Annotated in this window: 29 protein-coding genes and 1 pseudogene; 4 read left to right on the top strand and 26 right to left on the bottom strand. The window is 68.4% G+C overall.

Going from position 1 to position 24,815, the window contains the following annotated elements:
- Positions 1-44 precede the first annotated feature (44 nt).
- Complete coding sequence (locus N5079_RS03145) at positions 45-956, top strand: tyrosine recombinase XerC (protein WP_261581779.1); 912 nt, start codon at positions 45-47, stop codon at positions 954-956.
- A gap of 83 nt (positions 957-1,039) precedes the next feature.
- Entirely contained in the window at positions 1,040-1,312 is a 273-nt protein-coding gene (locus tag N5079_RS03140; protein ID WP_261581877.1) for a hypothetical protein, read from the top strand.
- An 80-nt stretch (positions 1,313-1,392) separates the two neighbouring features.
- On the opposite strand, the pseudogene N5079_RS03135 reads toward N5079_RS03140, so the two are convergent.
- From N5079_RS03135 to rpsP, 10 genes and pseudogenes are all read right to left on the bottom strand, one after another.
- A pseudogene (locus tag N5079_RS03135) lies at positions 1,393-1,563 on the bottom strand (M23 family peptidase); the annotation flags it as partial.
- A 379-nt stretch (positions 1,564-1,942) separates the two neighbouring features.
- Positions 1,943-2,266 carry a DUF2469 domain-containing protein gene (locus N5079_RS03130; protein WP_030511723.1) on the bottom strand — a complete coding sequence of 108 codons (324 nt, stop codon included), beginning with the start codon at positions 2,264-2,266 and terminating at the stop codon, positions 1,943-1,945.
- A 39-nt stretch (positions 2,267-2,305) separates the two neighbouring features.
- Complete coding sequence (locus tag N5079_RS03125; RefSeq protein ID WP_261581777.1) at positions 2,306-3,031, bottom strand: ribonuclease HII; 726 nt, start codon at positions 3,029-3,031, stop codon at positions 2,306-2,308.
- A 78-nt stretch (positions 3,032-3,109) separates the two neighbouring features.
- On the bottom strand, positions 3,110-3,709 hold the full coding sequence (gene lepB / locus N5079_RS03120; RefSeq protein WP_261581776.1) for a signal peptidase I: 600 nt from the start codon (positions 3,707-3,709) through the stop codon (positions 3,110-3,112).
- Positions 3,710-3,713: 4 nt separating this feature from the next.
- Positions 3,714-4,562 (bottom strand): signal peptidase I, encoded by an 849-nt coding sequence (gene lepB, locus N5079_RS03115; RefSeq protein WP_261581775.1) that lies wholly within the window; start codon positions 4,560-4,562, stop codon positions 3,714-3,716.
- Between the two features lie 110 nt (positions 4,563-4,672).
- Complete coding sequence (rplS, locus tag N5079_RS03110; RefSeq protein ID WP_261581774.1) at positions 4,673-5,038, bottom strand: 50S ribosomal protein L19; 366 nt, start codon at positions 5,036-5,038, stop codon at positions 4,673-4,675.
- Positions 5,039-5,223: 185 nt separating this feature from the next.
- Complete coding sequence (gene trmD, locus N5079_RS03105) at positions 5,224-6,123, bottom strand: tRNA (guanosine(37)-N1)-methyltransferase TrmD (RefSeq protein WP_261581773.1); 900 nt, start codon at positions 6,121-6,123, stop codon at positions 5,224-5,226.
- Between the two features lie 10 nt (positions 6,124-6,133).
- Entirely contained in the window at positions 6,134-6,697 is a 564-nt protein-coding gene (gene rimM, locus N5079_RS03100; RefSeq protein WP_261581772.1) for a ribosome maturation factor RimM, read from the bottom strand.
- 117 nt (positions 6,698-6,814) lie between these two features.
- Positions 6,815-7,057 carry an RNA-binding protein gene (locus N5079_RS03095; protein ID WP_261581771.1) on the bottom strand — a complete coding sequence of 81 codons (243 nt, stop codon included), beginning with the start codon at positions 7,055-7,057 and terminating at the stop codon, positions 6,815-6,817.
- Position 7,058: 1 nt separating this feature from the next.
- Positions 7,059-7,517 carry a 30S ribosomal protein S16 gene (gene rpsP, locus N5079_RS03090; RefSeq protein WP_261581770.1) on the bottom strand — a complete coding sequence of 153 codons (459 nt, stop codon included), beginning with the start codon at positions 7,515-7,517 and terminating at the stop codon, positions 7,059-7,061.
- A 418-nt stretch (positions 7,518-7,935) separates the two neighbouring features.
- On the opposite strand from rpsP, the gene N5079_RS03085 reads away from it, so the two are divergent.
- The gene (locus N5079_RS03085) at positions 7,936-8,520 is read left to right on the top strand and encodes a DUF4232 domain-containing protein (protein ID WP_261581769.1); all 585 of its coding nucleotides are present in this window, start codon (positions 7,936-7,938) and stop codon (positions 8,518-8,520) included.
- A gap of 28 nt (positions 8,521-8,548) precedes the next feature.
- Here the strand turns inward: N5079_RS03085 and ffh are convergent, their stop codons facing one another.
- The 5 genes from ffh to N5079_RS03060 form a co-directional block, all read right to left on the bottom strand.
- Positions 8,549-10,069: a signal recognition particle protein gene (ffh, locus tag N5079_RS03080; RefSeq protein ID WP_261581767.1), complete on the bottom strand. Its 1,521-nt coding sequence runs from the start codon at positions 10,067-10,069 to the stop codon at positions 8,549-8,551.
- A gap of 115 nt (positions 10,070-10,184) precedes the next feature.
- Positions 10,185-10,766 carry a GTP-binding protein gene (locus N5079_RS03075; protein WP_261581766.1) on the bottom strand — a complete coding sequence of 194 codons (582 nt, stop codon included), beginning with the start codon at positions 10,764-10,766 and terminating at the stop codon, positions 10,185-10,187.
- Positions 10,747-11,118 carry a DUF742 domain-containing protein gene (locus N5079_RS03070; RefSeq protein ID WP_410007729.1) on the bottom strand — a complete coding sequence of 124 codons (372 nt, stop codon included), beginning with the start codon at positions 11,116-11,118 and terminating at the stop codon, positions 10,747-10,749. The genes N5079_RS03075 and N5079_RS03070 overlap by 20 nt, the downstream gene beginning before the upstream one ends.
- On the bottom strand, positions 11,115-11,540 hold the full coding sequence (locus N5079_RS03065) for a roadblock/LC7 domain-containing protein (RefSeq protein WP_261581764.1): 426 nt from the start codon (positions 11,538-11,540) through the stop codon (positions 11,115-11,117). Before N5079_RS03065 ends, N5079_RS03070 begins: the two co-directional genes overlap by 4 nt.
- Positions 11,541-11,554: 14 nt before the next feature.
- The gene (locus N5079_RS03060) at positions 11,555-12,802 is read right to left on the bottom strand and encodes an ABC transporter substrate-binding protein (RefSeq protein ID WP_261581763.1); all 1,248 of its coding nucleotides are present in this window, start codon (positions 12,800-12,802) and stop codon (positions 11,555-11,557) included.
- 363 nt (positions 12,803-13,165) lie between these two features.
- Between N5079_RS03060 and N5079_RS03055 the strand changes: the two genes are divergently transcribed.
- A complete protein-coding gene (locus N5079_RS03055; RefSeq protein WP_261581762.1) occupies positions 13,166-16,054 on the top strand; it encodes a nitrate- and nitrite sensing domain-containing protein in 2,889 nt (962 codons plus the stop codon).
- Positions 16,055-16,507: 453 nt separating this feature from the next.
- On the opposite strand, the gene N5079_RS03050 is transcribed toward N5079_RS03055, so the two are convergent.
- The 11 genes from N5079_RS03050 to N5079_RS03000 form a co-directional block, all read right to left on the bottom strand.
- Entirely contained in the window at positions 16,508-17,068 is a 561-nt protein-coding gene (locus N5079_RS03050) for a GTP-binding protein (RefSeq protein WP_261581873.1), read from the bottom strand.
- Positions 17,069-17,129: 61 nt separating this feature from the next.
- Complete coding sequence (locus N5079_RS03045) at positions 17,130-17,453, bottom strand: DUF742 domain-containing protein (protein WP_261581871.1); 324 nt, start codon at positions 17,451-17,453, stop codon at positions 17,130-17,132.
- Between the two features lie 195 nt (positions 17,454-17,648).
- Complete coding sequence (locus N5079_RS03040) at positions 17,649-18,071, bottom strand: roadblock/LC7 domain-containing protein (protein ID WP_261581761.1); 423 nt, start codon at positions 18,069-18,071, stop codon at positions 17,649-17,651.
- On the bottom strand, positions 18,068-21,016 hold the full coding sequence (locus N5079_RS03035; RefSeq protein WP_261581760.1) for a nitrate- and nitrite sensing domain-containing protein: 2,949 nt from the start codon (positions 21,014-21,016) through the stop codon (positions 18,068-18,070). Before N5079_RS03035 ends, N5079_RS03040 begins: the two co-directional genes overlap by 4 nt.
- Before the next feature lie 333 nt (positions 21,017-21,349).
- The gene (locus N5079_RS03030; protein WP_261581872.1) at positions 21,350-21,907 is read right to left on the bottom strand and encodes a GTP-binding protein; all 558 of its coding nucleotides are present in this window, start codon (positions 21,905-21,907) and stop codon (positions 21,350-21,352) included.
- A gap of 61 nt (positions 21,908-21,968) precedes the next feature.
- Positions 21,969-22,415: a DUF742 domain-containing protein gene (locus N5079_RS03025; protein ID WP_410007728.1), complete on the bottom strand. Its 447-nt coding sequence runs from the start codon at positions 22,413-22,415 to the stop codon at positions 21,969-21,971.
- Positions 22,416-22,523: 108 nt separating this feature from the next.
- A complete protein-coding gene (locus N5079_RS03020; protein WP_315967774.1) occupies positions 22,524-22,937 on the bottom strand; it encodes a roadblock/LC7 domain-containing protein in 414 nt (137 codons plus the stop codon).
- A 5-nt stretch (positions 22,938-22,942) separates the two neighbouring features.
- Positions 22,943-23,308, bottom strand: coding sequence for a hypothetical protein (locus N5079_RS03015; RefSeq protein ID WP_261581758.1), 366 nt, complete (start codon positions 23,306-23,308; stop codon positions 22,943-22,945).
- Between the two features lie 279 nt (positions 23,309-23,587).
- Positions 23,588-23,734, bottom strand: coding sequence for a hypothetical protein (locus N5079_RS03010; RefSeq protein WP_261581757.1), 147 nt, complete (start codon positions 23,732-23,734; stop codon positions 23,588-23,590).
- A gap of 139 nt (positions 23,735-23,873) precedes the next feature.
- Positions 23,874-24,434: a GTP-binding protein gene (locus N5079_RS03005; protein WP_261581870.1), complete on the bottom strand. Its 561-nt coding sequence runs from the start codon at positions 24,432-24,434 to the stop codon at positions 23,874-23,876.
- 7 nt (positions 24,435-24,441) lie between these two features.
- Entirely contained in the window at positions 24,442-24,801 is a 360-nt protein-coding gene (locus N5079_RS03000; RefSeq protein ID WP_261581756.1) for a DUF742 domain-containing protein, read from the bottom strand.
- Positions 24,802-24,815 lie beyond the last annotated feature (14 nt).

Here is a 24,815-nt window from a genome sequence, read left to right as displayed (position 1 = left end):
CCGCCGCGTGGGCGGTGGATAGCGCGGTGGATAGCATGGCGGCCATGACCGACGGCAGGGTCTCAGGCGTGAACGACACCGTCCTGGCGGCGTTCGAGCGGCATCTCCGGCTGGAACGGGACCTGTCACCGCACACCGTCCGGGCCTACCTCGGTGACATCACCTCGCTGCTGACGCACCTCGAAGCCGCCGGTCATGACAGCCTCGACGCGCTCGATATCACCGTTTTGCGTGATTGGCTCGGGGATCAGCATCAGGCCGGGCGCTCACGGGCGACACTCGCGCGGCGGACGGCCTGTGCCCGGGTATTCACGGCCTTCTGCCACCGGCGCGGCCTGCTCGCGACCGATCCCGGCCTCCTCCTGGGCACTGCCAAGTCGAGCCGCGCTCTTCCCGTGGTCCTGGACCAGGCCGAGGCGCAGGCCGTACTCGACCTGGACGGTTCCGGCGATCCTCGGGACCTGCGGGATCGGGCGATCATGGAGTTGCTGTATGCGACCGGAATGCGCGTGAGCGAGCTCTGCGGGCTCGACGTGGACGACGTCGATCGTGACCGCAACACCGTGAGAGTGATGGGCAAAGGACGCAAGGAGCGCACCGTGCCCTTCGGGCTGCCCGCGCTGCACGCTCTGGACGCCTGGTGCGTGCGTGGCAGGCCGCTGTGGATCCGCGAGGGAACCGGCCCGGCGCTATTCCTCGGGGTGCGTGGCGGCCGGATCGATCAGGGGACCGTACGCCGGGTCGTGCACGCCCGCCTGGCCGAGGCCGAGGCTCCCGACATGGGGCCGCATGGATTGCGCCACACCGCTGCCACGCATTTGCTGGAGGGCGGAGCCGACCTGCGCAGCGTTCAAGAGCTCCTCGGCCATGCCTCTCTGGCCACTACCCAGATCTACACGCACGTCTCGATCGATCGGCTCCGCGCCGCCTACCGCCAGGCCCACCCCCGCGCCTGACACCTGGTTGCCGCGTCCTGCGCCGGCTCGGCCCCCTCGCTGAGCCGAGAGCCATGAGCAGCCACAACGCTGAGGTTGTGCCCATGCCGGCCAGGACGGCGCTGACGGGCACCGCCGAGAGCCCGGGCCGCGCGGCGGGCGCGGAGGCCGCAGGCCCGGTGGAGTCCCTTCCCCGGGCATGCTCGGCTTTGGACGCCCCGGACACCGCCGAAAGCCGAGGCCGCGCGGCGGGCGTCGTGGCGGTTGGCACGTCCGACACCGACCCCGACCTCAAGCCCGGCCCCGGCTCCGGCCGCAGCGGGTTGGCGACATGCGGTGTCTCCGGATGGGACCACAACGGCAGCAGGCGGACCTGACCGACGCCGAGCAGCAGGAGCGGGTCGAGATATGAGTCCCCGCGCAACAGACCCCAGTGGAGGCACGTGACCATGCAGTGCCCCGGCGAGCTGACGACCATGCCGATGACATCGCCCACCCCGACGGCCTCGCCGGGCCGTACCAACGGCTGAACCGGCAGGTACGTCGTCCGCAGGCCGTCAGCGTGGACGATCGTGACCACTCCCCTCCCGCCGACCGGCCCGGCATGTCCGACCGTTCCCGGGCCCACGGCATGGACCTCCTGGCCGGGCGCGGCCGCGAGATCGACACCGCGATGGCCCGCCAGCCATCGCTGCGCCGGAGGATCGAAGCGCCTGATCACCGTCGGGTGACCGGCCAGCGGCCACCGCCAGCCGGACGCGGGCCGGGGCGAGGCCGGCGGCCCCGGCTCGGCGACCGCGGGCGCGACCAGCCAAAGGACCTGTGACGCGACCGGACACAGCACAAGCAGCACACGGGCAGACAAACGCACGGGAGCAACACTGCGACTTCCCGCACGAGCAAGAACCCGCCGAACACCGCTCTGTGCATAACCCCGAGACGCCGCCCGTGCAAAGCCCCCGCAGAGCCCAGAAGGCCCGGCCGCTGGTGGGCGGCCGGGCAGGACACTAGCTGGAGAAGCCTTCCTTGGGCATCTCGAGATCGGGCTTGGCCAGCTCTTCGACGTTGACGTCCTTGAAGGTCACCACCCGCACGTTCTTGACGAACCTGGCCGGGCGGTACATGTCCCAGACCCAGGCGTCCTGCATCTTCACGTCGAAGAAGACGTCGCCGTTCTCGGCCGTGCGGACGTCGAGGTCCACCGAGTTGGTGAGATAGAAGCGCCGCTCCGTCTCGACAACGTAGGTGAACAGCCCCACCACGTCGCGGTACTCCCGGTAGAGCTGCAGCTCCATCTCAGTCTCGTATTTTTCGAGATCTTCCGCGCTCATCCCGGTCCTCCTCTTGCGCTCCCCGTCGAGATCGCCCGTTCAGACGACACCGGCCCCTACCTCATTCTCCCGCATGTCCTCATCCTGCCCGGTCCACGGGCTCGCGTGCCGGATCTCGATCCCACGAGTCACTTTTGCCACAGTCACGAACGAGAACCGATGATGCGGGCTCGGTCCGTGAACCGCCAAAGCCCGCCGATGGCCGGGCGTCACATATCCCTTGTGTACGGCGAAGCCGTACTGGGGGTAAATCTCGTCCAGGCTGTGCATCATGCGGTCCCTGGTGACCTTGGCGACGATCGAGGCGGCCGCCATGCAGGCCGCGACCTGGTCGCCCTTCCACACCGCCAGCGACGGCGCCGGGAGCCCGGGGACGGGGAACCCGTCGACCAGGATGTAGCCGAGGTCGCTTCCCAGGCCTGCCACCGCGCGGCGCATCCCGGCGACGTTGCACTTGTGCAGGCCGCGCGCGTCGATGTCCTGGGGCGGGACCACGACCACGCTGACGGCCTTCGCCGTGGCGACTATCCGGTCGTACATGCGCTCACGGACGGCCTCGGTCAGCAGCTTGGAGTCGCTCAGCCCGTCGATCTCCCGGCCCAGCACCACCGCGGCCACGACGAGCGGCCCGGCGCAGGCGCCCCGACCGGCCTCGTCCACCCCGGCGACCGGCGTGAGCCCCCGCCGGGCGAGAGCTCGCTCGTAACCGTAGAGTCCGGAATCCCGCCGGACGACGCTGGGACGCGGGCGATACAGAGCTGTCATGACGACAAGCAGATTACGCCCCATTCAGCCCCCGTGGTACGGCAGGAGCGCACCCGGAGGACGTCGTCGCAGGCAGCTTCAGTGGACGGCCGAGAAAGTCTCGGGCCGGGACAGGAAGGACAGGCGTGACAGGGGCCAGTAGCGCACGAACGCCCGGCCGATCACGTCGTCCTCCGAGACCGTGCCGTAATGGCCGTCCTCCAGGAAATGCCGGGAGTCCTGCGAGTTGTTCCGGTGGTCACCCATGAGCCAGAGACGCCCAGCGGGGACCTTGACCTCGAACTGCCGGCCCGAAGGGTAGGCCCCGGGGTAAATGTATTTGCCCTCCTCGTCGAGCGGCGTCCCGTTGACCGTGATCCGGCGCTTGGCGTCGCAGCACTTGACGACGTCGCCGCCGACGCCGATCACCCGCTTGATCGTGTCCTCTCCGGTCCAGCCCTTGAAGACGACGATGTCGCCGCGCTTCACGTCGCCGAACCGGTAGGCGAGCTTGTTCACCACGACCCGGTCGTTGACCAGCAGCGTGTTCTCCATCGACTCGGACGGGATGTAGAACGACTGCAGGACGAAGGCGTGCACCAGGAGGGCCACCGCGATCCCGCCCAGCGTGAACATGAGAGTTTCACGCAGGCCCGAGCGCTTCTTGGTGGAGGAGTCCTTGTCTTCGGTCTCGGGCACCGCGTTACCGCCTGGCCAGACGGCGGCGCAGCGCCACGAGCGGGATGGCTCCGGCCAGCCCGAGGACCGCCGGGGCGGCTCCGGCCGCGGCCTGGAGGGCCGGCTGGGCGAACGTCTCGGGGATCGGCAGGATCTTGGCCCGGTTGAACGGCCAGACGATGACGAAGGCCCGCCCGATCACCTCGTTGGCGGGGATGGTGCCCCCGCCCGGATCACCCTGGTGCGACCGGGAGTCGAGCGAGACCGACCGGTGGTCGCCCATGACCCAGAGCCGGTCCTTCGGCACGGTGACCTCGAACTCCCGCGACGACGGGACGTCGCCCGGGTAGAGGTACGACTTCTCCTCGAGCGGCACGCCGTTCACCGTGATCCGGCCCTTGGCGTCGCAGCACTTGACCTTGTCGCCGGGCACGCCGATGACCCGCTTGATGTAGTCCTTCTCACCGGGGACGAACCCGAACGCGGTGCCGACCCAGCGGAAGAACCCGGCGATCGGATTCGACGGCTCCTCGAGCTTGACCTCGGGGTCCCAGGAGTCGACGCCGCTGAACACGACGATGTCGCCGCGCTCGATGTCGCGCACCCGGTAGACGAGCTTGTTGACCAGGACCCGGTCGTTCGTGAGGAGCGTGTCCTCCATCGACTCGGACGGGATGTAGAAAGCCTGGACCACGAAGGACTTGATGAGCAGCGCCAGAACGACGGCGACCACTATCAGGACGGGCAGCTCCCGCCAGAAGGAGCCCTTCTTCCCGCCGCCGCTCTTGGCGGCCTGCTGGGTGTCTTCCGCGACCACGTCCACCCCGTCCTCGGCAGGGCGGCGCCCGCCGGACCCCTGTCCCTCAATAGCCATCGCTGCTGAGCCTAGATGATGTCCACGACAGTCATGGTCGCGGACTCGGCCATCGGCGGCAAAAGAAAGTGGTCCGCGCCGTACGGCACGGACCACGATCATCGCTTCGCCTACTTGGACGCCGGGAGCGCCTCACGCTTCTCGCGGATGCGGGCGGCCTTGCCGCGCAGGTCACGCATGTAGTAGAGCTTCGCCCGGCGGACGTCACCGCGGGTCAGGACGTTGATCTTCTCGATCACCGGGCTGTGGACCGGGAAGGTCCGCTCGACGCCCACGCCGTAGCTGACCTTGCGGACGGTGAACGTCTCGCGGGCGCCACCGCCCTGGCGGCGCAGGACGAAGCCCTTGAACACCTGGATGCGGGACCGGTTGCCCTCGACGACGCGGACGTGGACCTCCAGCGTGTCACCCGGGCGGAACGCCGGTACGTCGCTGCGGAGGGCAGCCTTCTCGAGCTCCTGGATCTGCGTGTGCATGGCAGCGGTTCCTCATTGACATGAGCGCGCACGGAGGTCCACCCGGCCGGCCCGCGGGGCTCGGCGACGAGGGGGACACGCACGCTTGGCTTTTGATACGTCTGGCTTTTTGATGAGTCTGACTTTACGTCTGGGACCGGACCTTGCCCGGCCATGCCGCGACAACGAAAGTCGGCAGCAGCGATTCAGTTTGCCACATCTTCCGGCCCGGCGCGAAACGAGCCGCCGGAAGAGCCGCTGAACGGGTCACCGGAAGAGCCGCCGGATGGCCGGCCCTCGAACGCCTCAAGCACGCGCCTATCGTGCGCGTCGAGGCTGCCGGCGTCGAGCCTGGCGGCAAGCTCCGGCCTCTTCTCCAGCGTACGGCGGAGCGCCTCGTCCCGCCGCCAGCGAGCGATCTTCCCGTGGTGGCCCGACAGGAGGATCTCCGGCACCTCATGGCCGCGCCACACGGGCGGCTTGGTGTAAACGGGACCTTCGAGCAGGTTGGCCATCGCGCCGGGGGCGAAGGAGTCGTCGGCGACCGAGCACGCGTTGCCGAGCACCCCGGGCAGCAGCCGCCCGACCGCCTCGACGATCACTAATACGGCCGCCTCTCCCCCCGCGAGGACGTAGTCGCCGATGCTGACCTCGTCGACCCGCAGGCGGGAGCCGTACTCGGCCATGACGCGCGAGTCGATGCCCTCATAGCGGGCGGGGGCGAAGAGAAGCCACGGCTCCTTGGCGTACTCCAGGGCCACTTCCTGCGTGAACGGCCGGCCGCTCGGCGTGGGCACGATCATCCGGGGCAGCGCGGCCGGCACGCCGCCTTCCCCACCGCCCTGATGAGCCTGATGACCCTGCTGATCTCGCTGCCCCTGGGCGACGACGGCGTCGATGGCCTCGCCCCAGATCTCCGGTTTCATCACCATCCCGGGGCCACCGCCGTACGGCGTGTCGTCCACGGTCTTGTGGACGTCGCGGGTCCAGTCGCGGAGCTGGTGGAGGCGGATGTCGAGGATGCCGCGCTCCCGCGCCTTGCCCATCAGGGAGACGTCGAGCGGCGCGAAATACTCCGGGAAGATCGAGATGATGTCGGCGCGCATCCGTCCCCCTCTACTCGGCCCCGTCAACATCGGCCCCGTCAACATCGGCCCCGTCGACATCAGCTCTGTCGAGATCGAGCAGGCCGGGCGGGGCGTCCAGGACGAGCACGCCCTTCCCGAGGTCGATCTCGGGGACCAGCGCCTTGACGAACGGGACATAGACGTCGTCCCGGGACGGACGGCTGACTACCAGCAGGTCCTGGCCGTGGTGGAGGACATCGCTGACCTCTCCCACCTTCTCGCCCCTCGTCGTCACGACGGCGAGGCCGATGAGCTGGTAGTCGTGGAACTCGTCCGGATCATCGGACGGCGGGATCTCGGCGGAGTCGACGACCAGCGTCGTGCCGCGGAGCTCCTCGGCGGCGTCCCTGTCGTGCACGCCGGCCAGGGTCAGCAGCAGGATGCCGGAATGCCAGCGGGCCCGCTCGATGGTGAGCGGCCCGACATTCGCGGGATCGGTGGCGAGAGCCGTACCAGCGGCGAAGCGCAACTCGGGGTCGTCGGTGCGCACCTCGACGGTGACCTCACCCCGCACGCCGTGCGGTCGGCCGATCCTGCCCACGACAAGCTGCACTTCTCGCCTTCCCTCCAGACCCTCGGAATCCTCTGAACCGCCGTCGAAAATGCGTGAGGCCCCCGAAACCGAGCCGGGGGACCCCCGTACGAGGGTCCCCCGGACATGCGGTTCTGCTCAGCGGGCCTCGTCCAGGTCGACCAGGTCGACCCGCACGTACTTGCCGTCGGACAGGGCGTTGACGACGGTGCGCAACGCCTTGGCCGTACGGCCCCCGCGGCCGATGACCTTGCCGAGGTCCTCGGGGTGGACCCGGACCTCGAGAACGCGCCCGGTGCGGATGCGCCGAGCCCGGACCTGGACGTCGCCGGGATGCTCGACGATGCCCTTAACCAGGTGCTCGAGGGCCTCCTCGAGCACCTCAGGCCTCGCCTTCCGGCTTCTCCTCGGCGGCGGCGGCCGGGGTCTCGGCGGTCTCTTCGGCCTTGGCGGGCTTCCTGGCCTTCTTCTGCGTGGTGGCGGCGCCGCCGGTGTCACCCGAGAGCGACTCCTTGGCCGCGGCCTCGTAGGCGGCGTGCCGGTCCGGCTTCGCCTCGGCGACCAGGAGCGGAGCCGGAGCGGCCTCGCCCTTGAACTTCTGCCAGTCGCCGGTCAGCTTGAAGAGCTTGAGGACCGGGTCGGTCGGCTGCGCGCCGACACCCAGCCAGTACTGCGCCCGCTCGGAGTCGACCTCGATACGCGAGGGGTTCTCCTTCGGGTGGTACAGACCGATCTCCTCGATCGCCCGGCCGTCACGCTTGGTGCGGCTGTCGGCGACGACGATGCGGTACTGCGGGTTGCGGATCATCCCGAGCCGCTTGAGCTTGATCTTGACTGCCACGGGTGTGGTCTCTCCTGCATTAGAGCGTGGGTGAGCGGTGTCTCATCGAGTGGGGCACGATGGGAGCCCGCCCGAGGGACAGGCGCGACCGGCGGGGGTGAGAGGGCACCCGCGGCCACGATGTTCCAGCTTGACATTCTGCCAGATGATTCCGGGTGCTTGGCCAATCAAACCCCTAGGAACGGCGACGATGTCGCAACATCGGCACCCTCGGCCGAAGCGTCCACGCCCTCAGCCGGAAGCACCGCACGCACCCGCGGCGCCGGACCGGACGCCTCCGCGCCCCGCCGTCCGAGTTTCTCGCCGGACAGGCGCCGGACAAGGGGCCTGGCACGAGCCGGACACGGACCGGACACGGGCCGGACACGGGCCCGAATCGGCGTCGAACAAAACGGCGGGACCGCGCGTCTTAGGGGGCATGGAACGAATCAAGCGTACGGCCCGCCGCGTGGGCGCCTCGGCGGCCGCGGCCGGGCTGGTGCTGGCGGCGGCGGCATGCGGCTCCCCCGCTCTCTCAAGCACGCCCTCCAGCCGTGACATCAGCACGTCGGCGACCAAGGTCGCGAGCTCCGCGGCGCTGCGGACGGCCCCGGCCGGGCGATGCCGTACAACCGCCCTGAAGGCGCGGTTCGGAGAGGGCGACGCGGGGGCGGGGAACCACTACGCGCCTCTGATCCTCACGAACACGTCCTCGAAGACCTGCTGGGTCTACGGCTTCGTCGGACTGATCATGATTGACGGCCACGGCGACGCGCTGCGCACCAGGACGCGCAGGGAAAGCGTCCAGCCCCATCGCGTCACGCTGAAGCCCGGCGGCAGCGCCCACGCCCGGGTGCACTGGACCGTGGTGGAGACCGGCAACGAGACCCGGTGCCCGACCGCCAAGCGGCTCATGATCATTCCGCCGGACGAGGTCGCGCACCTGGAGATCCCGTTCACGGCCATGGTTTGCGGCGACGGCCGGCTCGACGTCACGCCGATGGCGCCGGGCACCCGCCTGTGACGAGCGCCCGGCGGCCACGAGACACGACTTAGTTCTGACCCGGGAGGTTGAGCTTCGAGGGGTCGAAACCGGGCGGGAGCTGGAGGTTGCCGAGCACTCCCTTGGGCGGCTGAACGGCTTCGGGTCCGGTCCCGGATCCCGGCTTGGCCTGGCCCGCCTTGCGAGGGTCGCCGCTCACTCGGCGGCCCTTCTTGGGCTTCTGCGCCTTCTGGGACTTGCGGCCGCCCGGCATGCCGGGAATGCCCATGCCCTGGGTCATCCGCTTCATCATCTTCTGGGCCTCGAAGAAGCGGACGACGAGGTTGCTCACCTCGGTGACGGTGACGCCGGAGCCGCCCGCGATACGGGCACGGCGGGAGCCGTTGATGATCTTTGGGTCCTGCCGCTCGCCAGGCGTCATCGAGCGGATGATCGCGGCGATGCGGTCGAGGTCGCGGTCGTCGACCTGGTTGAGCTGGTCGCGCATCTGCCCCATGCCGGGCATCATGCCGAGCAGGTTCTTGATGGGCCCCATCCGGCGGACCATCATCATCTGCTCGAGGAAGTCGTCGAGCGTGAAGCCGTCGCCGGAGACGAGCTTGCTCGCCATCTTGGCGGCTTCCTGCTCGTCAAAGGTCTTCTGGGCCTGCTCGATCAGGGTGAGGATGTCACCCATGTCGAGGATGCGGCCCGCCATGCGGTCCGGGTGGAAGGCGTCGAAGTCGGCCAGCTTCTCACCGGTGGACGCGAACATGATCGGGCGGCCGGTCACATGCCGGACCGACAGGGCCGCGCCGCCCCGGGCGTCGCCGTCGAGCTTTGTGAGGACGACCCCGTCGAAGCCGACCCCGTCCATGAACGCCTGCGCGGTGGTCACGGCGTCCTGGCCGATCATCGCGTCGACCACGAACAGGACCTCGTCAGGGCTGATCGCGTCGCGGATGTCGGCCGCCTGCCGCATCAGCTCCTGGTCGATGCCCAGGCGGCCGGCGGTGTCGACGATGACCACGTCGTACTGCTGGCGCCGCGCGTGGTCGATCGACTGCCTGGCCACCGCCACGGGGTCGCCGACGCCGTTGCCCGGCTCCGGCGCGTAGACGGCGACCTCGGCCCGCTCGGCCACGACCGAGAGCTGCTGGACGGCGTTGGGGCGCTGCAGGTCACAGGCCACGAGCAGCGGGGCGTGCCCCTGGTCGCGTAGCCACTTGGCGAGCTTGCCCGCGAGCGTGGTCTTACCCGAGCCCTGGAGACCCGCGAGCATGATCACGGTCGGCGGCGTCTTGGCGTAGCGCAGCCTGCGCGTCTCGCCGCCGAGGATCTCGATCAGCTCGTCATTGACGATCTTGACGACCTGCTGGGCGGGATTGAGGGCCTGGGAGACCTCGGCTCCGCGGGCCCTCTCCTTGACCCGTGCCACGAAGTCCTTGACGACGGGCAGCGCGACGTCCGCCTCGAGCAACGCGATGCGGATCTCGCGGCAGGTCGCGTCGATGTCGGCGTCGGAAAGCCTGCCTTTGGACCGTAGGGAGGAGAAGACCGAAGTCAGCCGGTCGGAAAGGGTCTCGAACACGTGATTGGCCAGCCTCGAAGCGAATGGACGGTCGATGGACGTATGGGTCGGGTGCCCCCAGCCTATCCGTCCACACGGCTTTCGCGCCCGAGCCGCCGCGTCGGGCGCGGCCCTGTCACCACCCGGGTGCCCCCACCCGGCTGGTCAGCGCGTGCTCGACGAGGGTGATGAGGGTGTTCTTGACCGACTCCCGGGACCGGGCGTCGGTGCGGACGATCGGGATGCCCGGAGAGATGGTGAGGGCCTCCCTGATCTCGTCCTCACCGTGGTTGAACTGGCCGTCGAAGCCGTTGACGCCGACGATGAACGGCAGCTCGGCCTCCTCGAAGTAGTCGACCGCCGGGAAGCTGTCGGCGAGCCGCCGCATGTCGACCAGCACCACCGCGCCGATCGCCCCGCGCACGAGGTCGTCCCACATGAACCAGAACCGATGCTGGCCCGGCGTGCCGAACAGGTACAGGATCAGGTCCCGGTCCAGGGACACGCGGCCGAAGTCCATGGCCACCGTGGTGGTGGTCTTGTTCGGGATGAGGCCGATGTCGTCGACGTCCTTGGCGGCGTCGGTCATCACCGCCTCGGTCGTCAACGGCACGATCTCGGAGACGGCTCCGACGAAGGTCGTCTTCCCCACACCGAAGCCGCCGGCAACGACGATCTTCGCGGAGGTGAGGCCGCGACTAGAGCCTTCTAAGTCCACTGAGCACCCTTTCCAGCAAGTTCACATCCGGCCTGCCGGCGTCCAGCTGCGGCTGGTGCACGTGCAGGTACCCTTCGGTGGTCATGTCGGCGATGAGGATCCGTACGACCCCGAGGGGGATGCGCAGCAGCGCCGACACCTCGGCGACCGACCGCACCTGACGGCAGAGCGCACTGATGGCGCGCCACTCGGGCGGCCGGTTGGTGAGGTCGCTGTTGGCGGTGGCACTGGACACCAGGGCTTCCAGCGCGAGCTGCATCCGAGGCGCGGTGCGTCCGCCCGTCACGGCGTACGGGCGGACGGGCGACGCGGGATCCCGCTGGTACGGCTGACCCCACTGATCCATGCTCATGTCCGCGGCTGGGACGCCTGGAGCTCGGCGCGGACCGCCGGGGTCAGCACCTGCCCCGCCCGGTCCACGAGCAGCGTCATCTGGTAGGCCACCAGGCCCATGTCCGAGTCCGCCGACGCGAGCACCGCCAGGCAGGACCCGTCGCTGATCGACATGATCAGCAGCAGGCCGCGCTGCATCTCGACCACGGTCTGGGTGACGGGGCCGCCCTCGAACACCCGGGACGCGCCCGCTGTGAGGCTGACCAGGCCGGCCGCCACGGCGGCGAGCTGGTCGGCGCGGTCCTTGGGGAAACCGTTCGAGTACGCCAGCGGAAGCCCGTCGGCGGACACCACGACGGCGTGCGCGACACCCGGCGCCGAGGAGACGAACTCGCTGACGAGCCAGTTGATGCCGCGTGCGGCCTGGCTGAACTCCTGCATTGCGGGTCCTCCGGTCACGACAGAAGGGGAAGAATCTTCGTCTGCGCCTCGACCGCCGCGTCCTGCGGGCTCTTCGCGCCGGAGAGCACCTGCTGCTCCATCGTCCAGACGGCCTCGGAGATCTGGGCGTACTTGGGGCCGTACAGGCCGCGGGGCCGGGCGTCGGGCATCTGGTCGGCGAACGCCTTCACCATGGGGTGCCAGACCCAGGCGGGGTCGTGCAGGGTGTCCTTGCGGTTGGGGATGCTGCCCAGGCCCTTGGAGACCTCGTCCTTGCTGTTGGCCGGGTTGGCGAGCCAGTCGGCCAGCTGCCAGACCGCGTCGAGGTTGGCGGCCTTCTTGCTGATCCCCCACACCTCGCCGCCGAGCGGGGAGGCCGTGCCGGCCACGCCCTTGGGCCATGGGGCCACACCCCAGGAGAACTTGCCCTTCTCGGCGGAGCCGAGCACCCAGGGGCCGTTGAACATCATCGCGCACACGCCCGAGCCGAACTGCTCGCCGATGTCGGACTGGCCCCACTGGAGGACGGACTTGGGAGCGCTCTTGTCCACGTTGACCAGGTCGTTGTAGTACGACAGGGCCTCTACGGTAGCCTGGCTGCCGATCTTCGAGACGTCGCCGCCCGCCTGCCAGAGCGCGGGAAGGAAGGTCCAGGTGCCTTCCTCTGTGGCCGCCGCCGAGAAACAGATGCCCGAGTGTTTGTCGTTGGTCAGTTTCTTGGCGTCGACACGCAGTTCCTGCCATGTCTGAGGCGGCGAACTGATGCCCGCTTCCTGGAACATGTCCTTGTTGTACCAGAGCGCTGTCGTATTGCTACGGAAAGGAACTCCGTAGTACTTCCCAGCGTACTGGACACTCTTAAGGACGAAATCCAGGTACTGCGTCTTCTGTGGCCAATCCGTCATCTTGGACGTCAGGTCCGCCAGGGCCCCCTGAGTGGCGAACACGGGGACGTCGCTGTTGTCGATGGCCGCGATGTCCGGGAAGTTGCCCGACGCCGCCGCCTGGATCAGCTTGGTCCGGAAGTCGCCGAAGCCGATGGCCGTCCGCTGAATGTCCACGTCAGGGTGGCTGTCCTCGTACTTCTTGATCAGCGAGTTGACCGCCTGGTCGGAGTCCGGTGAGTAGCCGAAGTAGTCCCACCAGGTGATCGTCGTCTTGCCGGAGGTGGGCTCCTTGGCGCCGTCTCCTCCACCCGTACACGCGGTGACGATCAGCGCGGTGACAGCAGCGGCGATCAACATCCCGGGCTGGCGGCTCATGTGCCTGTCTTCCCTTTGCTTAGGTGTGCCGAGAGGGGCGGTCCCCGCCCGAGCGAACCAGGAATGCCTACCTTCAAAAATGGGTAGATGTCAAGAAATGCCGGGCGTCGGCGGGCGTTGAACCGTTCCAAAAAGTCAGACGGTAATAAACGTCCATAAGGTGACGTGTAGGAATAAAACGCCATTCGCCGCACATGTAGCCTGCTGCACGTTGTCCTGATCGCTAATCTGTGCTCCCATAGCTCAGTCATGCTCGCAGGACCTCTGTGACAGAGGTCAACGATGTGGATCGTCTGCCCCTCGGAGGGCGACGAGAGGTAGCGGTGTCTGATGAGAACCGGAACGGCTCCCAGCCTCGACCGAGTGGGCGCATCTGAAGCCGCCACCCCCACCACGGCCTCGCCGCCGGAAGGTAAGGGCAAACGCGGTCGGCGCTTCACACTTCCCACCTGGCGCGTACGCCCGCGACTGGTCGCGCTCATCATCATCCCGACGGTGGCGGCGGTCCTGCTGGGCGGCATGCGCGTCACCACGGCGCTGCGGACCGCCGACGACTACCGCCGCCTGACGCAGCTCGCACTTCTCGTGCAGCAGCTCGGCAGCCTGAACCATGAGCTGGCGCTGGAGCGCGACCTCATGGTCTGGTACATCGCCCGTCCCGCGGGGCCGGGCCGGAAGGAGGCCGCCGCCGACCAGACGAAGATCTCCAACCGGATCGGCGAGCAGGTCGCGACCTCCATCGGGTCGCTCGACCCGGGACAGAAGCTCGACGTCGTCGACTCCGTCACCCGAGTCGAACGCTGGCTCAACGGCCTGGAGGGGCTGAGGGACATCGCGCTGAGCGCCAAGGGCCTGACGCCGATCGTCACCGTCCAGGCGTACTCCGCCATGATCGACGATATCCGCCGCGTCTACGAGGCGCTGAGCAACGAGGTCACCGACGCCGACCTGCGCCGCCAGGTGCTCGCGCTGACCAGCGTCTCCGAGGCCAAGGAGGAGATGTCGCGCCAGCGCGCCCTCCTGGTCGACGCGATCGTGACGGGCCGGGCGAACTCCGACACCCTCACCGGTGTCCTCGGCTCCGTCAGCGCCCAGCAGACCGCCATCACGAACTTCCAGGCCCGATCCTCGATCGAGGACCTGCACTTCTACGCCGGAACCGTCAGCGGCCCCGAGGTGACCAAGGCCGAGGCCATCAAGGCGCAGGCAGTCGCCCGGCTGCGCCAGGGCCTGCGGACCGGCGTGACGGATCCCCGCCAGTGGTTCAGCTCCGCGACCGCGACGATCGACCGGATGCGTACGGTGGAGCAGCGCCTGGAGGGCGAGGTCCTCGCCGGTAGCCGGCAGCAGCAGCAGAACGAGCGGCAGACGGCGATCACCCTCGCCGTGTCGATGCTCGTGCTCCTCCTCATCGTCTTCGCCGTAACCCTCATCGTGGTGCGCTCTCTCATCAGGCCCCTGCGCCAGCTCCGGAGAGAGGCCCTCTACATCGCCGGCCAGAGCCTTCCGCAGACCGTCCAGAAGGTCCGGGAGCTCGACGGAGGGGCCGCGGCCGGCGTCGAGGTCACCCCGATCAGGGTCTCCGCGAAGGACGAGATCGGTGAAGTGGCCCGGGCGTTCGACGAGGTCCACCGCGAGGCCGTACGGCTGGCGGCGCAGGAAGCCGCGCTGCGCACCAACGTCAACGCGATGTTCGTCAACCTCTCGCGGCGAAGCCAATCGCTGGTCGAACGGCAGCTCAGCCTCATCGACGGGCTGGAGCAGGGAGAAGAGGACGAGGAGCGGCTCGCGCACCTGTTCCGGCTCGACCATCTCGCGACCCGCATGCGCCGCAACAGCGAGAACCTGCTGGTCCTCGCCGGCCAGGAACCCGCACGGCGATGGAGCCAGCCGATCCCGGTGATCGACGTCGTCCGGGCCGCGCTGTCGGAGGTCGAAGGCTACGAGCGGGTGACCATGCAGATCATCTCCGACGTGTCGGTCGTGGGCGGCTCCGTGAACGACGGAATCCACCTGATCGCCGAGCTGGTGGAGAACGCCATCTCCTTCTCCCCGCCCCAGACGAAGGTCACGATCTCGACCAACCGGATCGACGGCGGTGGGCTGATGATCAGCATCAGCGACCGCGGCATCGGCATCACCGGCGACGAGCTGTCCATCGTGAACTACCGCCTGGCCAACCCGCCGGAGCCCGACGTCTCCGTGTCCCGGCGCATGGGCCTCTTCGTGGTCGCGCGCCTGGCCTATCGGCACGGCGTCCGTGTGCAACTCCGCCAGCAGGACGGCGGCGGCGTGACCGCCATGGTGCTGCTCCCCGAGAACCTCCTCGTGGGCGCGGGGGCCAATCAGCCGCAGTTCGGCCAACCTCAGTTCGGGCAGCAGCCCTTCGGCCAGCCCCAGTTCGGCCAGCAGCCGTTCGGTCAGCAGCAGCCCGTCCCGGCCCAGCAGCCGTTCGGGCAGCCGTCGGCGGCCGCGCAGCAGCCCTTCGGCCAGCCGCCCGTCGCCGCTCAGCCGTTCGGATCCCCGCCGGCTTTCGGGCAGCAGCCGTTCCCCTCGGATCCCTTCGCCCAGCCGATCCCCTCGGACCCGTTCTCGCAGCCGATCCCCTCGGACCCGTTCTCGCAGCCCTTCCCCTCGGACCCGTTCGCCCAGCCGGTCGCCTCGGATCCGTTCGCCCAGCCGGTCGCCTCGGATCCGTTCGCCCAGCCGCTGGGGCCGGACCACTCCGGTCCTCATGCCTGGGGCGAGCCGCAGCAGCCGGCGATGGCGTCACTCAGCCCCGCCTCGGCCCCTCCGGACAACTTCACCCATGTGCGGCGGTTCAACCGGAAGGCGCACGACGAGGACGCCACCGGTCCCCTGCCGCAGGTCGGGATCCCGTCCATGGACAACGAAGAGGAGTTCCTGCCGATCTTCTCGGCCGTCGAGTCCGACTGGTTCCGCAAGAGGCGCGGCGAGGACGTCCAGTGGGACCAGTCCCCCGCCGACCACGGATGGCAGGTCGCGGCCGCCACGTTCACCGAGCCCGCCCTGGGCGGTGTCACCACCTCGGGCCTGCCGAAGCGGCAGCCGAAGGCGAACCTGATCCCGGGCTCCGTCAACGCCGCTGCCGCCGCCGCGGCGCCGGCGCCCGAGCCGCCCCGCCCGCCGGCCTCCCCGGACGCGGTGCGGAACCGCCTGTCGAGCTTCCAGCGCGGCCTGCGCGAGGGACGGGCGGCCCTGCGGAACGAGGAACCCAAGCCGTCGGAGTGATCCCGTACGCGAAGTGAGGCCCGGCCGCCGGAGTGACCCGGCGACCGGGCCTTTTCGCCATCTTTCATGATCACGCACCCATCGCCGTGATCATGCAGGGCTTCCCGGGAAGCTCGCGGACGTGAAGGTTCCCGGATCGTGATCATGCAGGGCTTCCCGGGAAACTCGGGGACATGAAGGTTCCCGGATCGTGATCATGCAGGGATTCCGTCGCACGCGGTCCGACCAGTGCCGACAATGTTTGTGATCATGCAGTGTCTGCCCGTCGGGCGCACCCTCGTCGTGCATGATCACGCCGCACAAAGTGCCAGGTAGGAAGGTGCGTACGGGAACGTGTGCATGATCACGCAGCGCAAAGCGCCAGACAGGAAGGTGCGTGCGGGAACATGTGCATGATCACGCGGTGGGGGGGCTCGAAAGGGGGGCCACGCCTTTCCGTACTTGCCCGGCGCTCTAGCGCGCCCAGCCGCTGGCGGTGACCCGCATGGTCAGCGCGTGCTCGACAAGCCTGATAAGTGTGCTCTTGACCGAGTCGCGGTTGCGGGCGTCCGTGCGGACCACGGGGATGTGCGGTGACAGGGACAGCGCGTCCCGCACCTCATTCTCGGTGTGCGGGTAGCGCCCGTCGAAACCGTTGACGCCGACGACGAACGGCAGTTGGGCCTCCTCGAAGTAGTCAACCGCGGGAAAGCTGTCGGCGAGCCGCCGCGTGTCCACCAGCACGATCGCACCGATGGCCCCGCGGACCAGGTCGTCCCACATGAACCAGAACCGGTGCTGACCCGGCGTCCCGAACAGATACAGAATCAGGTCCCGATCAAGCGACACCCGTCCGAAGTCCATCGCCACGGTCGTCGTGGTCTTGTTCGGCGTCAGCCCCAAATCGTCGATCCCCGCCGACGCGTCGGTCATCACCGCCTCGGTCGTCAACGGCACGATCTCCGACACCGCCCCCACGAAGGTCGTCTTCCCCACGCCGAACCCCCCGGCCACCACGATCTTCGTCGAAGTCAGCCCACGGCTGGGAGCGGCGAAGTCCCTAGAGCCTGCGAAGTCCCTAGAGCCTGCGAAGTCCCTAGAGCCTGCGAAGTCCACTGAGCACCCTTTCCAGCAAGTTCAGATCCGGCTTACCCGCGTCCAGCTGCGGTTGGTGCACATGCACCAACCCCTCCGCCGCCATGTCGGCGATCACGATGCGCACCACGCCCAGCGGGATGCGCAGCAGCGCCGAGATCTCGGCGACCGACCGCACCTGGCGGCACAGCGAGCTGATCGCCTGACGCTCCGGCGTGAGGACGGACAGATCCTGGGAAACCGTGGCGGAGGACACCAGCGCCTCCATGGCCAACCGGACGCGCGGCGCCGTACGCCCACCCGTCACCGCGTACGGCCGCACCATGGAGCTCGGCTCAGCCGGACCGGGGACCGGGCCGGGGTCAGAGGCGGGGGCTGCGCCGCTGTAATACCGGTGGGCGTCGTCCACCGGCGGATATGGATCATTGCTCCAGCCGCCGCCTGCCACAACGTCCTCCTGACCTGATCGTGCCCGCACCCCTTTCGGGGACTCACCAACCTCCGGCCCCCGAGCCGTCCGTCACCGCGGCGGCGAGGCCTGAAGCTCGGCCCGGACCGCCGGTGTCAGCACCTGACCCGCGCGCTCCACGAGCAACGTCATCTGATAAGCCACCAGACCCATATCTGAATCCGCCGCGGCCAGCACCGCAAGACAGGACCCGTCACTGATCGACATGATCATGAGCAGCCCTCGCTGCATCTCGACCACCGTCTGCGTCACGGTCCCGCCCTCGAACACCCGCGAGGCGCCCTGCGTCAAACTGATCAACCCGGCCGACACCGCCGCCAACTGGTCCGCCCGATCCTTCGGAAACCCGTCGGAATACGCCAACGGCAACCCGTCCGCCGACACCACCACCGCGTGGGCAACTCCGGGCACGTTGTTCACGAAGTCAGTGATCAACCAGTTCACACCGCGAGCGGCCTGGCTCATTTCCCTCATGTGTCCTCCTTCTCAATGTCCCGAGCGCCGGCTTCGCCCATCTTCGAGGCCCCGGCATAGCCCTGCCGGTCGCCGTCCTCAGCCTGGGCGGCCACCGCCCGTCCCTTCCGGACGCCCCGCTGCAAGCCGGAGAGCCTCCTACGCACGCGCTCCGGGGAGAGCGGGAGCGACGGTCCGGCCGCCGGGGAGGCGGCGTGCTTCGCGGCCGACGGCGACGCCGAACCCGGCACCAGGTTGGCCTTGGGGATGCGCCTGGGCAGCCCCGAGGCGGTGACACCGCCCCGCGCGGGTTCACTCACCGCTTGGGCCGCCTGCCAGCCCGCGTCTGCCGGGGACGACCACGTCGTGGGCTCCACCGCCGGCTTGCCGCCGGAGCCGGCCTCCTCCGCGGGTGTCTCGGCCCTCCTGAACCAGCCGGACTCCACCGCCGCGAAGATCGGCAAGAACTCCTCCTCGGCCTCCAGCGGCGAGGTCCGCACCACGGGGAGCAGGCCGGCGTTGTCCATCCCGGCGTCGAACGGCCCCCACCCGGGACGGCCCGGCCAGCCGCCGCCGTCCTGGGGCGGCCCGGGCCATGCCGAGTTCCCCGGCGGGGGCAGACTCCCCGGCCACGGGGTGTCGATCGGAGCCTGGCAACGAGAGCCGAACGGATTGCGTGTGAACGAATCAGCGTCCCGCGCCGGGTTCTCACGAGCGGCACGGTTCTCACGAGCGGCAGGGTTCTCGTGCGGGCGCGAGGCCGGGTTCTCGTGCGCGAAGGTCTCGAACGGACCGCGCTCGAACGGACCGCGCTCGAACGGACCGCCACCCGCTGCGCCGGGCGGGGAACCCACACCGGGCGCGTCCGCGCCGAACACCGGGGTCCGCATCGCCTCGATGGGCGTGAGGCCGATAGGAGTCCGAGTGATAGTGGACGGGGCGTCGACCCCTGGAGCCGGCCCCAGCCTCTGTGCCTGGGCGGTCAGCTCGGGCTGTGGCATGCCGGGAACGCCGTCGAAGGCGCTACCCGGCTGGGCGAGCAGCGATTCGGGAAGGAGCACCATCGCCGTCAGGCCACCCGTGTCCTGCTGCCGCAACTGCACCCGGATCCCATGACGCAACGCCAACCGGCCCACCACGAACAGACCCATCCGCCGCGACACCGAAACATCCACCACCGGAGGATTCGCCAGCCGGAAATTCGCCTGATCCAACTCCTCCGCCGTCATGCCGATCCCCACATCACTCACAGAGATGATCACACCCCCACCTTCGACGCGGCTACTCGACACCGACACCTTCGTCTCCCGAGACGAAAACGAAATCGCGTTCTCCACCAACTCAGCCACCAGATGCACCACGTCATTCACCGACTGGCCCACCACAGCGGCCCCTGGCTGCACCTGAACAATCACCCGCTCATAATTCTCAACCTCCGACAACGCAGCCCGCACCACGTCCACAATCGGCACCGGCTGACCCCACCGCCGCGCAGGCTCCTGACCAGCAAGAACCAACAAGTTCTCGCTATTACGCCGCATACGCGTAGCCAAATGATCCAACCTGAACAGATTCCCCAGCCGCTGCTCGTCCTGCTCCCCCTGTTCCAACCCATCGATCAACGACAACTGCCGCTCCACCAACGTCTGCGTACGACGCGACAGATTCACAAACATCGAATTCACATTGCTACGCAGCCGCGCCTCATCACCCGCCAGCCGAACAGCCTCACGATGAACCTCGTCAAACGCCCGCGCGACCTGACCGATCTCGTCGCGGGAGACCACCCCGATCGGCGCGAGCACCGGGATCTCGCCGGACTCCCGGAGTCGCTGAACCGTGTCGGGCAGGCGGTACCCGGCGACCTCCAATGCCTCATCGCGCAGCCTCCGGAGCGGGCGGACCAGCGACTGGGCGACGCCGGTCGTGATGAGGAGCACCACGATCAGCAGCGCGGCGACCGCCGCGCCGACGAAGACGGCGCGTTGCCGCTCGTCGTCCTTGAGCATCTGGCTCCGGGCGACGATCGCGGAGGTGAGCCCCGCCTCCACCGTCCGCATGCGGCCAATGGGCTGTGTCATCGCGTCGAACCACTCGCCGGCGTCATCGGGGGCCGTGAGGTCGAGGCCCTTCAGCGAGAAGCCCGCGCTGGCCCGGTCGAGCACGAGGGTGCGGAGGAACTCCGCCCGGTCGACCGTGGTGCCGGAGACCGTCTGGTCGTAGTCCGCCCGCTCCTCCCTCGTCGCGTTCTTACGGAAGATCTTGAGCTCGGCCTCCTCCACGGACAGGGCGCCGAGGAAGTCCTTGAGCTGTGCCTGGTCGAACCGGCCGACGGGCAGCACGGTGGTGAGCAGGCCACGCTGCTGGGAGACGCTGTCCTTGGCCTTGGCCAGCGCGGAGAGAGCGACCGACATGCCGGTGAGCCGGTCGTCCCGCGTGCCCGTGGCGAGCTCGTCCTGCAACGCCAGGAGATCGTCGATGACGAGGGAATACTGCACCATGACGGCGCTCGGCAGCAGGTTGCCCCGAACGGCCTGGTCACGCAGCGGCCCGAGGCCGTCGAGCTTGCCGATGATGTGCTCGATCTCGTCCCCGGCGCGGCCACCGACCTCGGACCGGAGGCTGGTGGCCAGTTTCCGGACACGCTTCGCCGTTTCGTTCGCCGATCCGATCTCTGTGACCACCATGGCGGTGGTCTTCTGTGGCCTGCCGATGGTGGCGTTCCAGGCCGCCCCGTCCCGCTCGGCCTGCAACTCGTGGGTGAGCCCGGCCAGGCCGTCCACGAGTCGCGCCAGGTCGTTGACCCGTTGGTAGTCGGCTGCCGTGTTGACTGAGGTGAGCACTCGGAGACCCCCGAGCAGCAGCGCCGCCATCGTGGGGACGAGGATCAGCGCCACGAGGCGCGAGCGGACCCGCCAGTTGCGCAGGAGAAATCGGCTTCCCTCGACCGGCTCCCGCTCAGCCAAGGCCCCGCTGTCGCGGCTTTCATCGGTTCTAAGCTCTTTTGTCCTCACAGGCGTCGCAACCTCTCGCCGAACGTGCACGCAGGGGGATATGTCTCTTTTATTTGTGGCAGGCGGGACACGAGAGACTTCCTGCAGGCGAAGGTAATTGCAACACACCGAAACCGGTGAGGCCAGCCAAAGGCCCGTGCACAAATAACCCAGAAAGCCGCGCGAATGGGGTTAATTAGCGAGATATTCGGTCGACTTCATCACCAAATTATGCCCTGAAGGCAAGGGGCGCTGACAGAACGTGGGCGGCACCGGACCGGTGCCGCCCACGCCGAACAGGACGTCTCAGAAGGGGCGCCTGCGTCCAACACGGACCGTCAAGACATATTCCACCAAGCTGATGAGCGTGGATTTCACCGATTCTCGGTTGCGGGCGTCGGTGCGGACGATCGGGACCTGCGGTGAGAGCGTCAGCGCCTCGCGGACCTCGTCCTCCCCGTGGGAGTACTGTCCGCCCCAACCGTTGATCGCGACCACGAACGGGAGTTGGGCCTCCTCGAAGTAGTCAACCGCGGGAAAGCTGTCGGCGAGCCGCCGCGTGTCCACCAGCACGATCGCACCGATGGCCCCGCGGACCAGGTCGTCCCACATGAACCAGAACCGGTGCTGACCCGGCGTCCCGAACAGATACAGAATCAGGTCCCGATCAAGCGACACCCGTCCGAAGTCCATCGCCACGGTCGTCGTGGTCTTGTTCGGGGTCAGCCCCAGATCGTCGATCCCCGCCGACGCGTCGGTCATCACCGCCTCGGTCGTCAACGGCACGATCTCCGACACCGCCCCCACGAAGGTCGTCTTCCCCACGCCAAACCCCCCGGCCACCACGATCTTCGTCGAAGTCAGCCCACGGCTGGGAGCGGCGAAGTCCCTAGAGCCCGCGAAGTCCCTAGAGCCTGCGAAGTCCCTAGAGCCTGCGAAGTCCACTGAGCACCCTTTCCAGCAAGTTCAGATCCGGCTTACCCGCGTCCAACTGCGGTTGGTGCACATGCACCAACCCCTCCGCCGCCATGTCGGCGATCACGATGCGCACCACACCCAGCGGGATGCGCAGCAGCGCCGAGATCTCGGCGACCGACCGCACCTGGCGGCACAGCGAGCTGATCGCCTGACGCTCCGGCGTGAGGACGGACAGATCCTGGGAAACCGTAGCGGAGGACACCAGCGCCTCCATGGCCAACCGGACGCGCGGCGCCGTACGCCCACCCGTCACCGCGTACGGCCGCACCATGGAGCTCGGCTCAGCCGGGCCGGGGACCGGGCCGGGGTCAGAGGCGGGGGCTGCGCCGCCGTAATACCGGTGGGCGTCGTCCACCGGCGGATATGGATCATTGCTCCAGCCGCCGCCTGCCACAACGTCCTCCTGACCTGATCGTCCTCACTCGAGAACTCACCGACCGCCTGACCGCGTCGCGCTCAGGCCGTCTCTTCCGCCCTGTGCCCGACAGCTCCGGACCGTCTGTCACCTTGGATGCGACGCCTGGAGCTCGGCCCGGACCGCCGGCGTCAGCACCTGACCCGCGCGCTCCACCAGCAACGTCATCTGATAAGCCACCAGACCCATGTCCGAATCCGCCGCCGCGAGCACCGCAAGGCACGACCCGTCACTGATCGACATGATCATGAGCAGCCCTCGCTGCATCTCGACCACCGTCTGCGTCACGGTCCCGCCCTCGAACACCCGCGAGGCGCCCTGCGTCAAACTGATCAACCCGGCCGACACCGCCGCCAACTGGTCCGCCCGATCCTTCGGAAACCCGTCGGAATACGCCAACGGCAACCCGTCCGCCGACACCACCACCGTGTGCGCCACTCCGGGCACGTTGTTCACGAAGTCAGTGATCAACCAGTTCACACCGCGAGCGGCCTGGCTCATTTCCCTCATGTGTCCTCCTTCTCAATGTCCCGAGCAGCGGCGTCACCCAGTGGCACCGCCCCCGGATATCCCTGATCCTCATCGGCCTCGCCCCGGGCGACCGCCCGTCCCTTCCGGACGCCCCGCTGGAAGCCGGCGAGCCTGCTACGCACGCGTTCAGGCGACAGCCCAGGCGCGGGGTCGGCCGCCGCGGGCGCCACGGGCTCAGCGGGGGCGGAGGCCACGGCCGAACCGGACACCAGGTTGGCCTTGGGCACCCACCAATCCGACTCCAACGCGGCGAAGATCGGCACGAACTCCGCCGTCGCCTCCAGTGGCGAGGTCCGCACCACAGGAAGTGGTCCGGTGTTGTCGGCTAGCCGGAAACGCACCCGCCGGTTACCCAAATGCATGAACGCCGCGCCTGAGCTGTGCGAACCTGCCGGAGCGGCATGCTCCAGCCCCTCTGCGCCCCGCCACCTTGCGGGTCGTGCGTTTCTCACCGCATTCGCAACCTCTCGGCCTTGTCTGCCGATCTGGGGTCTCCGTTGCTTGTGTGGCAACTGCGACTCCGTAGGGCAATAGCAATTGCAGCACGCCCGTTACCGGATCGGCGAATCATGCATTTCGCCCGAAATCGCAATTAATGCGACTAACGGCGACAAACCACCTCACATGATGGCGATCCACTCGATCGTGTCGGCGGCGACCCGCAGGCCGTCACGGCGGCGGATCTCCGCACCGGCGGCCTCCAGCCGGGACCGCAACCCGGAGTCGCCCAGAAGCCGGTCGATCGCATTTTCGGAATCAGCCCTCACATGGCGTGGCTGGGGGCAGTGAAAACCGGCACGACGCGGTACGGCCCAGCACCACCGGACAACGGCTTGCCGGTGATGGACGGCGTCGAAGACCAGGGCCACAGGCGCCCCGCCGGTGGCCCTGCCGGAAACCCGATCCTCAGTAGGCCCGGCCGCCGTATGCGGCGCGGACCGTCAGGACGTACTCCACCAGGCTGATGAGCGTGGACTTGACCGCGTCCCGCGAACGGGCGTCGGTCCGCACCACCGGAACGTGGGGAGGAAGGGAGAGGGCCTCCCGGACCTCGTCCTCGGAGTGGAGGAACTGTCCCTCCCAGCCGTTCATCGCGACCACGAAGGGAAGCTGGGCCTCCTCGAAGTAGTCGATGGCGGGGAAGCAGTCGGCGAGCCGACGGCTGTCCACCAGCACGACCGCCCCGATGGCACCGCGCACGAGGTCGTCCCACATGAACCAGAACCGGTGCTGACCCGGCGTCCCGAACAGATACAGGATCAGGTCCTGGTCCAGCGAGAGCCGGCCGAAGTCCATGGCGACGGTGGTCGTCGTCTTGTTCGGCGTGAGGCCGAGGTCGTCGATTCCCGCGCTGGCGTCGGTCATCACGGCCTCGGTCGTCAGCGGGAGGATCTCGGATACGGCCCCGACGAAAGTCGTCTTGCCCACACCGAACCCACCCGCGACGACGATCTTCGTCGAGGTCAGCCCACGACTAGAGCCTGCGTAGTCCACTGAGCACCCTTTCGAGCAGGTTGAGGTCTGGCTGTCCCTGGCTCAGCTGCGGCATGTGCAGGCGGACCAGACCCTCGTCGGCCATGTCGGCGATGAGCACGCGGGCTACGCCGAGCGGAACCCGGAGCAGTGCCGAAACCTCCGCGACCGATCGTACGGAACGGCACAGCATCATGATCGATTCCTGCTCCGGGGTGAGCAGGGAATAATCATCACTCATCAAGGTCACCGATGATACGAGGGTTTCCATCGCCATGTGATAACGCGGCTCGGAACGCCCTCCGGTGACGGCGTACGGACGGAACAGAGGCTCGTCCTCTGTCCCGTCATGCTCGCGCATGCCCCTCTCCCGCG

Origin of the sequence: Planotetraspora sp. A-T 1434, from assembly GCF_025420585.1 — a bacterium.
Lineage (GTDB): Bacteria > Actinomycetota > Actinomycetes > Streptosporangiales > Streptosporangiaceae > JAOEGB01.
The sequence above is the reverse complement of the archived record's forward strand: the minus strand, read 5'-3'. Positions and strand labels throughout refer to the sequence as shown.